Consider the following 15,180-nt stretch of genomic DNA (forward strand, 5'->3'; position numbering starts at 1 on the left):
ATCAAACATAAGCTAATCCCAGTCCTACAAGTAATGCAAGTCCTCTAAGTAAATCACCTGCATAGACCTGGCCGAGTCCCGAAATTATAAGAAATAATAACGCGGCAAGTAAAGCATTTTTTCTTTTGCTTCTGGTTTTTTCTATGCTGCATTCAGGGTGTATTTCTGCCTCCGGATGAATCTTCAAATCTGTATCGTATTTTTTGTTATATGCTTCTTCCATAGTATTTACTCCACGGTTAATCTACTAAATAATAATATCTGTTTGATCGGAGCTTTGAGAATAGAGCTATTGGCATTTATGAAACTACTCAGGATCATTAACAGCATTTTACGCCAAAAAAAACTGATTCAGGGGATAGAAATATAATTTCTTTTTGGAATGAGTCTATCCCAAAAGCCATTTTTTACTCCCATATTGGGAGGTGCCCATAACTATTTTCCTAATCAGTAGTTCGATTGTTCCTTTCAAAACAAGATTCAAAGAAGTAGTTTTTGAGTTTTGGGATCAGCTCGAATAAGTTATATCTTAAATTATAAGATAAAAAATGTCTCCAATGTATTTGAACAGAGAAGAATAGGTAAATTTTGCCGTAAAATGTGGGTTTAAATATTTAAAAGTGTTATTGGAATTTACCAAACTAAAGATGATCTTAAAATAGATAAAGATGTGAAATCGCAGGTATAAGCATGAACTTAAAAGGATTGAAGTATGGTAAATCAGCTAATCTTTTTGTTTTGAATGCAATAGAATCTTTATCCTTCAGATGTTGTTGATTTAACTCGTCTCTACCTCCCTCCTTTTTTCTTTTTGTATGACTGTACTAATCTACCCAACCAATTACTCTTCCATAAATCTCAAGACAGAATTAAGCACAAAATATTTTTTGACCGTTAGTAGCTCTAAAAACTTGAATGCTGGCTATTATCGCTCAATATCCTGTAATGTAAATTAATTTTGATAATAAAATGTAAAGGAGTAGTTCAAATGGCAAAGAGTGTCTATAAAAGTATTTACAAAAGCACAGTTCCTACTAGAGAGGATCGCTTGAACACTACAATCACATATGGCGGAACCGCCAGTGAACTTGTGAATTTAACAACAAGGAAGTGTTTGAAGTCAAAAGACCGGGCGTTCTCCCAGACTACTTTCTGTCAGGAGTGGCTTGCAATATTCACGCTTGCAACCATAAAAGATGCAGTTTTAATTATTCATGCGCCTGTAGGATGTACCAGCTCACTGCCTTATATTAATATATTCAGCCGCTTTGGACAAATTCTGAGGGGAGAGATACCATTAAATGTTAAATGGATTTCTACAAATCTTACTCATGTAGAGGCCATTCATGGAGGAGAGGACAAACTTAAGGAAGCAATCTTAGAGGCAGATAAAAGACACAATCCGAATGTTATTTTTGTATTTTCCTCATGTGTTGCAGGGATTCTCGGGGAGGACATTGACTCTATAACAAAACGAGTTCAGGGAGAGGTATCTGCAACAGTAATCCCCGTATACTGTGATGGGTTTAAATCAAAGGTATGGGCATCCGGATACGATGGGTCATTCCAGGGAGTTTTGAATCATCTTGTTAAGAAGCCTAAAAAGAGAAGGAATGATTTAGTCAATGTGATAAATCCACTTACAGTAGGAAGACTTGATGAAGTTGAAATCGAACGACTTCTGGCTAAATTAAAACTTAAAGCAAACTTCATCCCAAACTTCACTACTACGGAAGCTATTGGAAAGTCGTCAGAAGCAGCTCTCACTACAAGTATGTGCCCAACGTTCAGCGAGTACTTTGCAAAATCATTAGAAGAACGCTTCCAAGTGCCTTATACTCAAAAAGTAATGCCAGTCGGCCTTGATAATACAGATCTGTGGCTTAGAGAGATTGGGAAATTACTTGGAAAAGAAGATGAGGTAGAAACGGTCATAAAAGCGGAAAGAGAAAGAGTAGAGCCAAAGATAGAAGAACTTAAAGAAAAGCTTGCGGGAAAAAGAGCATTCGTAAGTGCAGGACAATCAAGGGCAGTGGGAATTCCAAACCTTCTTGCAGATCTGGGGATGGATATTGTAGGAGTCACTGCATATCATTATGACGAAGTAATCTTCGAAAGCTTTGCAAATTTAGAGAAGAGATGTGGAAACTTCTGTACCAATATTGCTAATGTACAGCCGTTTGAGCAGACAAATATACTAAATAAAGAACAGCCTGTATTTCTATTTCGGTCACGTGGGGGAGTCAATCTGGGCTGCAAAGCAGGGATTCCCTACAGCTATGATTTACAATTTATCAGTTATCTATGCTGGCTATAATGGCGTAATATCGTTTGGAAGTAGAATTCTTAACTTGCTCAACAATCCTTCATTTAGTAAAAATCTTGCCGAACATTCAAAGCCGATTTATCGTGAAAGCTGGTTAAATGAAAATCCTTTTAAATATCATAAAGGGGAGAACTAAAATGAGCAACATTATTGAAGCACCACGTTTTTCATGTGCTCTTGGAGGAGCTTTAAGCACTATTACAGCTATAGAAGGCCTTGTTCCGATTATTCATGCCGGACCAGGATGCGGTGTTCAGTTATTTTACGGACAGAGCTTTGCCGGAGGTTTTAGAGGATCCGGGTGGATCGGGGGAGTGGGCGTCCCAAGTACAAACACCTATGAAAAAGAAGTTGTGTTTGGAGGAGAAAAACGGCTAAAAGAGCAAATTGAGAAAACAATTGAGCTTATAGAAGGAAACAGATATGTTGTACTTACTGGCTGTACTTCTGAACTTATCGGAGATGACGTGAACTCAGTATTACGTGAATTTAAAGATAAGTCGGTCATCTACGCTCAAACTGCAGGTTTCAAGGGTTCTAGCTATGTAGGTTATGAAATCCTGTTGGACGCATTCATAGATCAGCTAGTTGAAGAAAAGCCCAGAAAAGAAAGGCTTGTCAATATATTTGGAATAGTGCCTTCTCAGGATGTGTTCTGGGAAGGAAACCTTGTCGAGATAGAGCGGATACTAAATAGTATTGGTCTGGAAGTAAACACGCTCTTTAATGGAAAGAAAATCGAAGATTTGTCGTCTGCTGCTCTAAATATTGTATTATCACCCTGGGTAGGTATCAAAGCAGCTGAAAAACTTAAAGATCGATTTGGGACTCCTTACATTATTAATCCGCTTCCTATAGGAGTTATTGAGACAAATTCGTTCTTGAAAAATGTCGGTGCTGCATTAAAAATAGATGTTAGTGATTTCACGGCAAAGGAAGAGGAGAAAACCTACAAATCTATTGATAAAGTTGCGGATTTTATTGTGGATTTTGATGTACAGCTTCGATTTGCAACCATTACGGACTCAAATTATGCAATAGCTCTCAATAAGTTTCTTGTAAATGAGTTAGGATGGATTCCTTCACTTGCCATTATAACGGATGATGTGCCGGAAGATTATAAAGATTCCATTAAAAAAGAATTTAGTTTTAAGAATAATCTGTCCCCGGAAGTCATTTTTGAATCAGATTCCGGAAAAATATGGGACGCTGTGGAAAAAGAAGCTCCGAATTTCATTTTTGGCAGTTCGCTTGATAAGGATCTTGCAACAAAGCTTGGAGCAACAAAATTAAGTGTATCTTTTCCATTTACGGATAAAGTCGTAATTGATAGAGGTTATGCAGGATATAGGGGTGCAATAAGCCTTATAGAAGATGCTTTAAGTGAATTTGTAGCTCCACTTTGAAGGTATATTAATAAAAATCAACACAAACTCTATCATTCTTTTCCTTTTTAGATCCTCTTCATCTTGAGTTTTTAATAGAGAGAGTAGAGGATGAATGGGCTAGATCCTCTGCCCCATTTCTCATTCTTGTCCCTCAATATGGCTACCGTCACACAAAGGCTTATTCTTCGATTTTCCGCACCTGCAAAGAGTTACACGGTTCCGAATTTCGTACAGTTTGCCATCTGCGGATTCTATCGGGATACCGCCACGTACCCAGAGAGGACCTTGTTCGTAGCGCGGAGGAGACTCAACAACAATTGACTTCTCAAATTCAGGCTCAATCGCCTTTCCGGTAGCATTGTCGATGATCACCAGTCTCCCGGAAGGGCAGTTGCAAGTTTCCTCAATAGTTATTTCCCTTGCCTCGGGATTATTGGATTGTCTAACAAGATTCCATGTTCCCCCTTCGCGTACACAGAATTCAGTGTGGAAACAGAGGTGCTTATTAGGTCAGAGTTAGCACAGGGTCAGGGATAACATTCGCACCTTCACTAAAGGGTTCATAGTCGTCCGTCTCGGTTTCGTCAAAGTGAACTTTTTCAAGGTCAAGTTTTTCTTTGATATTGTTCATGAGATCAATAAGCTCTACAAAATCACGATAGTCTGTACTTATATACTCTTTCAGTAAAACAAGAACCAGAAGCTGATGTTGAGTATAAACACATTTTGAATATTTACAGGAGTAAAGGTTCAGTCTGGAAGACTGACCGTTTTAAGACTGAGATCTATAAAATTAATATACTTATTGGGTTTCAATATATGATGCTCCTTCGTTTTTTGTGAGGACAAAAAATAAGGAGCAGTTTTACAACTTTATTACTAAGGGAGTGCAGAGGGTCACGAATACCCCGTCCTTTAGGTCGGGGATGAAGTGAACCCTCGCCTCTTCTTTTTTTCACTCTTATTATCTAAACCCTTACTTTTTTTGTAAAACAAGGTTTTTTTTGGCACCATAACCAGAGATGGTGCCAGCCACCTTTGGCTAGGATGTGATATAGTTGGAATTACGCAGTTTTAGCCATGGCTATGGTCAGATTACTTACCACATCGTATTGGTGCCTAACTATCGATACAGTAGATACAGTATATTCTATAATAAGAGAATTAAAAAGGATTGCGAGTTGATTCTCAGTAACATTTGCGCTAAAAATGGCTACAAAATATATGCAATGGAAGTAGTAGACAATCACGTTCATTTGTTTTTAGAATTTCACCCAAATAATTCCCTTTCAGAGGTAATTCAGTATTTAAAAGGAGGTAACTCTTACAGACTATTCAAGCTTCATCCAGAACTTAAAAAACGATATTGGGGTGGAAGTCTATGGTCAAATGGAAAGTTCTATCGATCCGTTGGAAACGTAACTGCTGATACAATTAAGCATTACATTAAAGAATCGCAAGGAAAACCGAGTGAAGAGTCTCGATTACATAGGTTCATGAAATCCGAGCAAAAAAGACTTGATGATTTCTAAATATCAGAAAAACCGGGCGGGCGGCCCGAAGCATACTCCATCTTTAGGGTGGGGTGACCTCCCGCGATTTGATTTTTAAGCAGCAAAGTTTACTGTACTCGAATGTACCTCAATTATGTAAGTCTAAATACGAAAATACTTCAATAGTGTTAATTCGGCTCAATAGTTTTTTCATGTGCAGCGACTACATCCTCGAGCTTCATGGTGATCTTGTCATCCGAAACCGTATAAGAAATGCTCTCTTTTGGAAATGCTACACAGCTTCCCTCGATACCCTTGTTTGTTACTGCATCAAAAACAGTGCCGCAAGAATCGCACACAAGAGTATCGTTTTTTAGGGAAAATCCTATAGAATTACACGGAAGGCACACATTGGATCTGACAAATAACTTATTATCAAACTGGTATGCCATAATTGAAAGATTGCTGCGCAGTTATCCATGCTTTCTGCTATCGGCACTATTGTTGCTGCCATGCAATGTAGCCGGATGCTGACAATTACAATTTATACCGTATGTATCGTGCTTTCGACTGCAATAATCATGCTGCTGCCAAAGGTATACTACAGGATCCTGATCAAAACTGATCAAAAGGTACAGAGCCCAGCCAGTTACAGATATAATGGACTGGCTTCAGGCATTCGTTAATATCTTGGCTGAAAGGGTAGATGTACTACGAATCCGCAGTCTCTAAAGCCTTTGCTTCGGGAAAATTTATTTTTCTATCTCTGGGCATGCTTGAATTAATGGATGACAAGAAATTGAGAGCTGTACTCGCTCATGAAGTCTGACACATTCGCCACAATAACAAAACTCCTTTGTTAAGACAACTGTCACTTATGACTTTTACAAAAACCGTTCAGAAGGTGAACTCGAACTTCTTGCTGACGCTTTTGCAGGCAAAATTGCTGGCGAAGCAGCAGTAGAATCTGCAAGGGGAAAGCTACAATAAAAATCCCTTCACTTCGAGTTTTAATATTCTTTTTCTTCTATTAATCGGAATTGATCATAACCTTTTTAAGCTCACAATAGTTACCATTAATCTATTCACAATTGTTAACATCTTAAAAATACTGATGTTAATGAATTTAATTTCACCATTGAAAACTTCCTGCTGGTAAACAAGAACCAAACTTAGCAAATACACCATCGCAATATGCTTCTTTAAAGGGTATAACCATGGACGCTGAACTTAATGCATTTATAAAAGCATACCTGATAAGTATTGGAAGTGTTCGGGTAGACAGCTCGCTTCTTCCTGACCAGCATAGTAGTATGGCTACAGCTGGACCAGGGGCAGGATGCTCCTCAGTTTTTCTCAGGTCAGGAGACAAACGGGTCAGGCTAGCAATTAATGATTCTTCTCCTTTGTGTATAATGCCTGAAGATGAACATGTTGTCGTTGTTAAAGGTGAAGAAGTAATTGCTAGGGGTGTACTTGAGCTTCCTCTCTGCCATTGTCCGGAACAGGCATACATTACCCTTTCCGAAAAGTGTGTATATGACTGCCAGTTCTGCCCGGTACCTAAAATGCAGGGCGGAATAAAGGATAGTGCAAAGGTCCACCGGATGGTTGCCGAGGCTTATGCAACAGGGCAGTTAAAGGCGATTTCTCTTACCAGCGGTGTAGCCGTTTCGCCGGAGAAAGAGGTCAGAAGGGCGGCAGAAATTGTAAAGCAGCTTACACGTGAGTATGACCTTCCTATAGGTGTCTCACTGTATCCCACAAAGACCTCATCCGAAGAACTTTATTCGGCAGGCGCATGCGAGATAAAGTACAATGTCGAGACCATGGATCCTGTACTTTTCCGCCGCTTCTGCCCGGATCTTTCACTGGATTCTGTGCTTGATTCTCTTGATACAGCAGTGGATGTATTCGGCCGAAATCGGGTATCTTCGAACTTCATAATTGGCCTTGGGGAAAGTGACGAGACCGTCCGAAGAGGTATTAAACAGCTTACTGAGCGATGCATAATTCCTATTCTCAGGCCTATATCCCCTCATCCTCTCAGAAAAGATGTAAAAAATATTACCAGACCCAGTGCAGAACGGCTTTTGAAGCTCGGGAATATGTTGAGGAATATGCTTGACCGTAATTCGCTATGTGCAGATAAAGCTCAGACAATGTGCCTGTTGTGTACAGGTTGTGACCTTACACCTCATAGAGACCTTTGAAACTGTACTTATGCAGTTCTAATATATGCCGAATATTGAGTTTAAAATGTCCTTAATTAAAAAATCATGACAAGTAGTTTCAGAGATTATTCAGGAACATTGTTTCATTTTAACAGATAATATGGAACTGGAAAAGATAAATTAGAATTATGATAGCAGCTCTTGCAGAGCATCTCTAACTGGCGAATTCACATTCGAGTCAATATTTGATAAAAGGTGAAAAATTAAATTGCGAGCAGCCACCCCACCCTATAAGAGATCTGGCTTGGCAACCTCTGTAAATTTAAGATAGTTTTCACGTTTATTTATAGTATCTTTAATTTGATGGGAAATCCTAGCATATTAAGATCAATTAAGAAAATATTAAGATCAATTAAGAAAATATTAAGATCAATTAAGAAATAATACAAAGGATCAACCTAGTCTGTTTGATTATTTTCCGTCCTTCATAGCATCCTTAATAGTTTTAATTATTTCTTCAAACTCACCATCATCGGGCGTATGTTTTGCAAACTCAACGAGACTGGTCAATTGTAAGCATTTCTCAAATTTCGCATATTCTACACCTTCACTTTTCAGATAATTTATCAGTTCAGAATTTGTAACTTCTCTCTTTAAGCCATATTTATAGCTCAGATACAACCTCAGAGCCTGTGCAGCAGTTCCGTAAGCATCCTTGAACTGTTTTTCTTCATAGAGTGATATTGCTTTTTCCACAAGTTTTCCTGCTTCTTCCCTGTAGTCAAAGTTTCTTTCCTGAAGTGGTATATTCTCTCTAACTAATTTTCTCTGCTCCTTTTTACCTGAAAACCTGTTGTATATAATATAACCAAGAAGAAGAGGTATAAGAACTCCCATGCAGTATATAGGATAAAGGTTTCTTTCCTGCTCTCTTACAAGTTCAACATGCTCAACACTGCCGTTTACAAATTTGGCATTTATCTGAGCTGTTTCATTTTTAGAATTTTCGTATTGTATCTGAAGAGTTGTAGTGTTATTCTCGCGTGAGAAAGTTGAATTGACTTCTTTAAAGCCATCATCTTGCAATTTTTTAAGGTACTTATTAAAGTCGCTATTCTGAGAAAGCAAGTCCCGGAGTTTTTGTCTGCCTTCTGCCGTATCAATCTGCAGACTCTTTATTTTACCATTACTCATTTCTCCCTGAATGCTTGCCTTATCGCCATTTTGTTTCTCATAGCTCACTGTGAAAGTTCCTGTGTTATTTGATGACGGATTAACTTCGAGAGAAGTCAAATCGTATCCAAGACCAGATAATTCCTGATTTGCCTTCTGGAAGTCTTGATTATTTGCAATTTGCTGCTGGAACTGCTGCTGCATTTGTTGCTGCTTTTGTATCTGTTTTTGCATCTCCTCTTTCAGTGATGAAATATCCTGATTCAGCTGATTATTTTGCGAAACCCACTGGGGAGTTTGCACTACATACTGCTGATTTATCATCTGTTGCATTATTTGCTGTATTTGCTGTTCTTGCTGTGCTATACGCTGTTCTTGCTGCGTAAATGGATCCGTTATTTGCTGTGTAGCGGATGTTTCCTGTGAAGAGCTCTGAATTGGATTGACTTTATTTTGTTTATCAGATTCATTTTCAACAAAATGTATTCTAATGTCCTCTAGGCGGACAATTTTGCTTCCTTTATCATCGTAATTGAAAATTAGCGATACACTTAAGTTCTCAGGCTTATCGATACTCCCAAACCCAAGGTTAACTGTAGTATTACCTTTACTTATCTGAAAGCTCGTAGATTTGGTATTTGAACTTGAGAAATGAATTGGTCCACTATTAATTTCCTGTGTGATCGTGTATCCAAGGATGCCATTTATATCTTTATTGTATGAATTAGTGATATTGAGAGGAATATAAGCTTGTTCTCCGACAAGGAAATAATAATCCTTCTGAGGAACTGAAAATGTTATGTTCTCCTCGGCATAAGTTATGGGTACCAGTAGCAAGAAAAGTAAGAAAATAGCAATGGCTTTTCTTATCATTGCAATATCCTTCCTTTTCCGTATCTATAATACATCTGGATAAGTAATGTCAGAAATGCTGCAAAGAAGAACCAATCTTTGATGTTCGTTTCTTCTTTATCTCTTTTTATATTTTCGCCGATGTTTCTGTAAATTTCATCTAATGTTTTATCATCGATGGATTTGAAATATTTTCCTCCAGTACTCTCTGCAATGGTTTGCAGTGTAGCTTCATCAAGTTCTGCGTACTGAGGGTTACCAAACCAATCATATCCAAGTAATACCTGACTGTTTGAACCCATGCCGATAGTATAAACCTGAATGTTGTTAGCTTTCGCATATTGGATCGCTTCCTCAGGGCTAATATAACCCGCATTGTTCACGCCATCACTTATTAAAATAATTATTTTTTTCATGTTTGGAATGGAAGAAGCCATATCAATTCCAAGACTAAGCCCATCCCCTATAGCAGTGCTGCCATCTTTCTGCGCGATGTTATGAAGTTTTTCGATTACTTTTTCTTTATCAGGACTTAGATAAGCCGCAGTAGTAGCCCCTGACTCAAAAGTGACAATTCCCGCATAATCTTTACTTTTAAGGGAATTAATCAGTATCTCTGCAGATGATTTTGCGGCTTCCAGTCTTGATGGGGCGTAGTCTTCTGCCTGCATACTTCCTGAAACATCCATTACCAACACAACACTTACTCCTTCTTTGGTTTGTTCCAGGGGAATATGAGGGTTTGCAAAACCTATTATCATGAGACCGATGGTTAGTAACGATAAATAGAAAAGATGTATATCCCGTTTTGACTTTTTAGTGTCGCCCAATGCGGATTTAATAAAAGCAAGATTGCTGAACTTTATTGCTTCGTTCTTCTTCTGAATCCTGACCTTATTATGCAAATAATAAATAAGTGGGATTATCAGTAAGAATATAAGAATATGAGGGGAGTCAAAACCTGCCATTCTCTTATCTCCTTACTTTTCTATCCCTGAAAAACTTTCTCAGCGCGATTTCATATGGTTCATCTGTAACAAAGTTAACCATGTCGATTTTCATCTTTCTGAACAGTCTTTTTAATGATTCATCATATTCTTTGACAAGTTCTTCATAGCGTATCCTGAAATTTTCGTTGGAAGTGTCGACAAGAAGCTGCTCGCCTGTTTCCTCGTCTTCAAGTTCAATAAGCCCAACATAAGGAAGTTCTTGTTCACGTTTGTCAGTTACTCTTAACGCTACTACATCGTGTCGGTTTCTCATTACTTTAAGAGGCTGTGAGAAGTCATCAGAATAAAAATCTGAGATTACAAAAACGAGACTTCTTCTTTTGAGCAGCGCGGCAATAGCCTCCATACTGTTCATAATGTTAGTCTTTTTTGTTACAGGCTCATAGGAAATCAATGTGCTGAGTAATTTAAGAACATGCCTTTTGCCTTTTCTGGCTGGAATATACTTCTCAATTTCTTCAGTAAAAATGAATAGTCCGACATTATCATTGTTTTTCATGGCTGCAAACATCAAGCTTGCTGCGATATCTATTGCTTTTTGTTTCTTTGTGATGTTACTTCCGAAACTTCCAGAAGCCGACATATCTATAGCAAAATAGACATGCAGATCTCTTTCTTCAATAAATTCTTTAATGAATGGACGATTGAATCTCGCAGTAACCTTCCAGTCAATTGCACGGACATCATCCCCAGCCCTGTATTCTCTTATTTCAGAAAAGTCAATACCCTGGCCCTTGAACACAGAGTGATAATTTCCAGTGATCAGTCCCTCGACCTGTTTTTTTGTGCTAATCTCTATGCGCTTTACCTGCTTAATTACTTCTTTTGCACGCTGCATATAGCACACAACTCACTATGATTTGCATACTTTTTTTGCCAGTGAAAATCTTAATCTGGTCTATCAGGGAACTTTTACTTTGTTAAGTATCTGTGTAATTATCTGGTCGCTGGTGACCTCTTCAACTTCAGCTTCGTAGTTAAGAAGTATGCGATGTCGAAGCACGTTGTATGCAACAGCTTTTATGTCTTCAGGAACCACATATCCTCTCCCATCAAGCATTGCATGCGCTTTCGCAGCAAGTATAAGCCATAAGGATGCACGTGGAGAGGCTCCGTACTCAATGTATCCCTCTACATCAACATTATAAGCCTGTGGATGTCTAGTTGCGTCCACAATCCGCACTACATAGTCTTTGATCTTTCTGTCAGCATATATCAGGGGATTGAAGTCCTGGATTTCAATAATTTGTCTGGATGTGAGTACTCTCGATACCTGTGGTTTTATATCCTGGGTAAATCTCTCGATGATCTCAATTTCCTCGTCCTTCGTGGGATAATCGATAATGAGCTTGAACATGAACCTGTCTACCTGTGCTTCAGGAAGCTTATAGGTACCTTCTGACTCTATAGGATTCTGTGTTGCCATTACAAAGAAAGGGCGCTCGAGTTTGAAGGTCTCTCCCTGGATGCTTACCTGTCTTTCCTGCATCGCTTCTAAAAGCGCTGACTGGACTTTTGGAGGGGCACGATTTATCTCGTCAGCAAGGACAAAGTTAGCAAAGATCGGACCTTTAAGTGTGGAAAAAGAAGCTTCGTTGTGGTTGTATACTTTGGTACCGGTTATATCTGCCGGCAAAAGATCCGGCGTGAATTGAAGTCTCACAAAATCACAATCAAGGCATTCTGCCATTGTCTTGGACATGAGGGTCTTTGCAAGTCCAGGGACTCCTTCAAGCAGAACATGACCCTGGGAAATTAATGCTATGAGCATGCTGTCTATAATATCGTTCTGTCCGATTATTCTATTTTTGATTTCGGCTCTTAGTTTTGAGAGCTGCTCAGAATAATATCTCGCTCTTTCATTGAGCTTCTGAATACTTTCGTCCATTTACTCACACCTGCATTAATTTTACTCACATTTGCATTAATATTCCAGTGTCTTCAGTTCTTTTGCCTAGGTCTTTCGTGAGGAGATGGACACTACGTTCACAAAATATGTATTTCAACTTAATAAAGTTTATTCGATATTTTCAATACGCAGGTACAGAATTCATACAAAATACTAAGTCCTAAAATGGCTTTTACTAAAAATTACACATCAATGAAAGAGGTTCCTGTAAGTTTTTGTGCCTGAGCATTTTGATATATTAATTCAGCCTTGGTTTTCCGGAATGCTTCCTCTTAATAAATGACCTTAGATTCTTTTATGTTCATATTCGCTGAATATAAAATTAAATAATTAAATATTGAATTTATGACCTGGGGATTAACGTTTTTCAAATGAATAAATGGGGAAGAGACTGGTGAATATTAACAAAAGATCATATTCGATAGCTTTAGCCTCAATAATCTTATTTTTTCTGTTTTCTATTTTATTTCCAACCGTAGCGTCAGCGGCGCAGATAATAAAAATTGGCAATGGGACTGATCCTGCCGTTCATGGGAACAAAGTGGTATGGACAGACAACGGTGTTATTCATGTTTATGACCTGACCGCCAGAACAGACACTGCAGTTGACTCTTCTGCAGCATCTCATCCAGCTATCTATGGAAATAAAATAGTGTGGCATGATATGAGTAGCGGGACACCAAAGCTTGCGATATACGATATTCCTACAGCTACAAAAGATTACATAACTCAGAATGTAGACCAATATAGCAAACCTGCTATTTACGGCGACAGAATCGTGTGGAGTGCGGATTACAACGAGACAAGCTACAATTATAATGTATACATGTGGGATATGTCAACTTCTACACTGACTAAAATTGCGGAGGGCAATAGTCCTGATATATACGAGACCAAGATAGCGTATGGTTATGATGGTGACTATGGGCGAAACATTGTTGTTTATGATGTTAATACTAAGGAGACCATAAATGTACATTATTCCGATCAGGTATTCAATCCGCATATATATGGTAATAAAGTGATGTGGTCAGACTTCTTTAACAGAGATGGATACATCCAGATGTATGACCTTGAGACTAAAGAAATTATAGACGTTACCAGTGACCATACAGGTAATACTTTATACGGATCTGATTATGCTGATGCTGGAGCTGACACTGGCACCCACCCCAATATCCATGGTGACAAAATCGTATATTCAAAATCCGGTGATGACCAGTTTGGTTATGCGGGTGTATATATTTATGACATTCCTTCTGCAAAAAGCACTCCGGTCTATATTTATCCAAAAGGGACTCACACAACACCTGATATTTACAATAATACGATTGTGTGGGGGATAGACAGTAACTATGGTGCAATTAATGATACTGGCATCTATATCTATGATCTTTCTGTCACAAACACCTTGCCACCTGTAGCTGAATTTGCTGCAAACACAACCTATGGAGCTGCACCTCTAGTAGTGTTATTCATCGATACCAGCACTGGCGGAGTACCGACCTCTTGGATTTGGGATTTTGGGGACGAGATTTACTCAAAACATGCTATGAATGCAACCCACACGTTTACAAAACCAGGGAACTATACAATCAGTCTGACTGTGGGAAATGAAGCAGGTAATAGTAAAGTAATGAAACCAAATTACATTGTCGTTACTAATCCATTTCCAGTTGCAAACTTCAGTATCAACGCTACCCATGGTTATCCTCCTCTCTCAATTCAGTTTACTGACCTTTCACAAAATGCAACTGGATGGTGCTGGGATTTCGGAGATGGGAATAATTCTACACAAAGGAACCCAGTTCATGAATACACAGATCCAGGAATCTATTCAGTTAATCTGACAGCAAGCAACGAAAATGGTACAGATTCAAAGTTAACTACAATAACAGTAATGCAGCCATTCGGTGTAGGTCCATTTGCTTATATTGCGAACTCCGGCGACAATACTGTATCAGTAATTGACACGGCTACTAATAACGTTACAGCCATAATTCCTGTAGGAAACTATACCATGGGAGTTGCAGTCAGCCCGGATGGAAAAAAGGTATATGTGACTAACTTTTTCGACAGTACTATATCTGTAATTGACGCAGCAAAAAATAAAGTTACAGCCACAATTCCTGTAGGAAACGCTCCTCGCGGAGTTGCAATAAGTCCGGATGGGAAAAAAGTATATGTTCCACATACCGATGTGGGAGCTCCCAGCAACAATATGATTTTTATTATAGACACGGCTACCAACGAGGTTGAAGCCACAGTGCTTGTAGGCGTAGTTCCTTTTGGAGTTGCGGTCACACCGGATGGGAAAAAGGTGTATGTGACTAATCTCGATGATAAAACTGTCTCGGTAATTGACACGGCAACAAACACTGTTATAGCTACAATTCCTGTAGGAAACAATCCTCGTGGAGTTGCAATAAGTCCAGATGGGAAAAAGGTATATGTAGCGTGCGACGAAGGAAGCAATAACGGATATATCTATGTAATTGACGCAGTAAAAAACAAGGTTACAGCCAGAGTACCTGTAGGGGAATTTCCTTCTGAAGTCGCTGTCACACTGGATGGAAAGAGTGTATATGTGACTAATGGTCTTAGTAACACTATATCTGTAATTGATGCAACAAAAAACAAAGTTACAGCCACAATTCCTGTAGGAAATAGTCCGAGTGGAGTTGCTGTTACACCGGATGGATCATGGGTATATGTTACTAACTACGCCAGCAATAATGTTTCTGTAATTGACACATCAACAAACAAGGTTACAGCAACTATGAATGTAGGACGTAGTCCTAATTCCTTTGGGCAGTTCATAGGTTCTCTCCAAGCGTAACCAATATTTGCTGTTG

Annotated in this window: 15 protein-coding genes; 7 read left to right on the top strand and 8 right to left on the bottom strand. The window is 38.7% G+C overall.

The features are described 5' to 3' along the window. Position 1: 1 nt before the first annotated feature. Positions 2 to 223 (bottom strand): hypothetical protein, encoded by a 222-nt coding sequence (locus MSTHT_RS00525; protein ID WP_048166118.1) that lies wholly within the window; start codon positions 221 to 223, stop codon positions 2 to 4. A 765-nt stretch (positions 224 to 988) separates the two neighbouring features. On the opposite strand from MSTHT_RS00525, the gene MSTHT_RS00530 reads away from it, so the two are divergent. Together MSTHT_RS00530 and MSTHT_RS00535 are read left to right on the top strand one after the other, a co-directional pair. Continuing rightward, positions 989 to 2,317, top strand: coding sequence for a nitrogenase component 1 (locus MSTHT_RS00530; RefSeq protein ID WP_048166119.1), 1,329 nt, complete (start codon positions 989 to 991; stop codon positions 2,315 to 2,317). 107 nt (positions 2,318 to 2,424) lie between these two features. Next, positions 2,425 to 3,732 carry a nitrogenase component 1 gene (locus tag MSTHT_RS00535; protein WP_082086697.1) on the top strand — a complete coding sequence of 436 codons (1,308 nt, stop codon included), beginning with the start codon at positions 2,425 to 2,427 and terminating at the stop codon, positions 3,730 to 3,732. A 120-nt stretch (positions 3,733 to 3,852) separates the two neighbouring features. On the opposite strand, the gene MSTHT_RS14670 is transcribed toward MSTHT_RS00535, so the two are convergent. After that, on the bottom strand, positions 3,853 to 4,086 hold the full coding sequence (locus MSTHT_RS14670) for a CDGSH iron-sulfur domain-containing protein (RefSeq protein ID WP_052721780.1): 234 nt from the start codon (positions 4,084 to 4,086) through the stop codon (positions 3,853 to 3,855). 133 nt (positions 4,087 to 4,219) lie between these two features. Continuing rightward, a complete protein-coding gene (locus MSTHT_RS15440; RefSeq protein WP_374756234.1) occupies positions 4,220 to 4,345 on the bottom strand; it encodes a hypothetical protein in 126 nt (41 codons plus the stop codon). A 427-nt stretch (positions 4,346 to 4,772) separates the two neighbouring features. Between MSTHT_RS15440 and tnpA the strand changes: the two genes are divergently transcribed. Next, on the top strand, positions 4,773 to 5,246 hold the full coding sequence (gene tnpA / locus MSTHT_RS00545) for an IS200/IS605 family transposase (RefSeq protein WP_048166121.1): 474 nt from the start codon (positions 4,773 to 4,775) through the stop codon (positions 5,244 to 5,246). A 149-nt stretch (positions 5,247 to 5,395) separates the two neighbouring features. Here the strand turns inward: tnpA and MSTHT_RS00550 are convergent, their stop codons facing one another. Next, a complete protein-coding gene (locus MSTHT_RS00550; protein WP_048166122.1) occupies positions 5,396 to 5,659 on the bottom strand; it encodes a Fe-S-containing protein in 264 nt (87 codons plus the stop codon). 27 nt (positions 5,660 to 5,686) lie between these two features. Between MSTHT_RS00550 and MSTHT_RS00555 the strand changes: the two genes are divergently transcribed. From MSTHT_RS00555 to MSTHT_RS00560, 3 genes are all read left to right on the top strand, one after another. After that, positions 5,687 to 5,893, top strand: a complete 207-nt coding sequence (locus MSTHT_RS00555; RefSeq protein WP_048166123.1) for a hypothetical protein — start codon at positions 5,687 to 5,689, stop codon at positions 5,891 to 5,893. Positions 5,894 to 5,913: 20 nt separating this feature from the next. Continuing rightward, entirely contained in the window at positions 5,914 to 6,036 is a 123-nt protein-coding gene (locus MSTHT_RS14210; protein ID WP_148704355.1) for a M48 family metalloprotease, read from the top strand. 388 nt (positions 6,037 to 6,424) lie between these two features. Then, complete coding sequence (locus MSTHT_RS00560; protein WP_048166124.1) at positions 6,425 to 7,420, top strand: radical SAM protein; 996 nt, start codon at positions 6,425 to 6,427, stop codon at positions 7,418 to 7,420. 432 nt (positions 7,421 to 7,852) lie between these two features. On the opposite strand, the gene MSTHT_RS00565 is transcribed toward MSTHT_RS00560, so the two are convergent. From MSTHT_RS00565 to MSTHT_RS00580, 4 genes are all read right to left on the bottom strand, one after another. Further along, entirely contained in the window at positions 7,853 to 9,427 is a 1,575-nt protein-coding gene (locus tag MSTHT_RS00565) for a hypothetical protein (protein ID WP_048166125.1), read from the bottom strand. Further along, complete coding sequence (locus MSTHT_RS00570; RefSeq protein WP_048166126.1) at positions 9,424 to 10,374, bottom strand: vWA domain-containing protein; 951 nt, start codon at positions 10,372 to 10,374, stop codon at positions 9,424 to 9,426. Before MSTHT_RS00570 ends, MSTHT_RS00565 begins: the two co-directional genes overlap by 4 nt. 4 nt (positions 10,375 to 10,378) lie before the next feature. Beyond that, complete coding sequence (locus MSTHT_RS00575; RefSeq protein ID WP_048166127.1) at positions 10,379 to 11,254, bottom strand: DUF58 domain-containing protein; 876 nt, start codon at positions 11,252 to 11,254, stop codon at positions 10,379 to 10,381. Between the two features lie 63 nt (positions 11,255 to 11,317). Beyond that, on the bottom strand, positions 11,318 to 12,304 hold the full coding sequence (locus tag MSTHT_RS00580) for an AAA family ATPase (RefSeq protein ID WP_048166128.1): 987 nt from the start codon (positions 12,302 to 12,304) through the stop codon (positions 11,318 to 11,320). A 415-nt stretch (positions 12,305 to 12,719) separates the two neighbouring features. Here MSTHT_RS00580 and MSTHT_RS00585 point away from each other — a divergent pair, with 415 nt between their 5' ends. Then, the gene (locus tag MSTHT_RS00585) at positions 12,720 to 15,164 is read left to right on the top strand and encodes a PKD domain-containing protein (protein WP_231588122.1); all 2,445 of its coding nucleotides are present in this window, start codon (positions 12,720 to 12,722) and stop codon (positions 15,162 to 15,164) included. The last annotated feature ends 16 nt before the right edge of the window (positions 15,165 to 15,180 follow it).

It is taken from the genome of Methanosarcina thermophila TM-1 (assembly GCF_000969885.1).
GTDB lineage: Archaea > Halobacteriota > Methanosarcinia > Methanosarcinales > Methanosarcinaceae > Methanosarcina > Methanosarcina thermophila.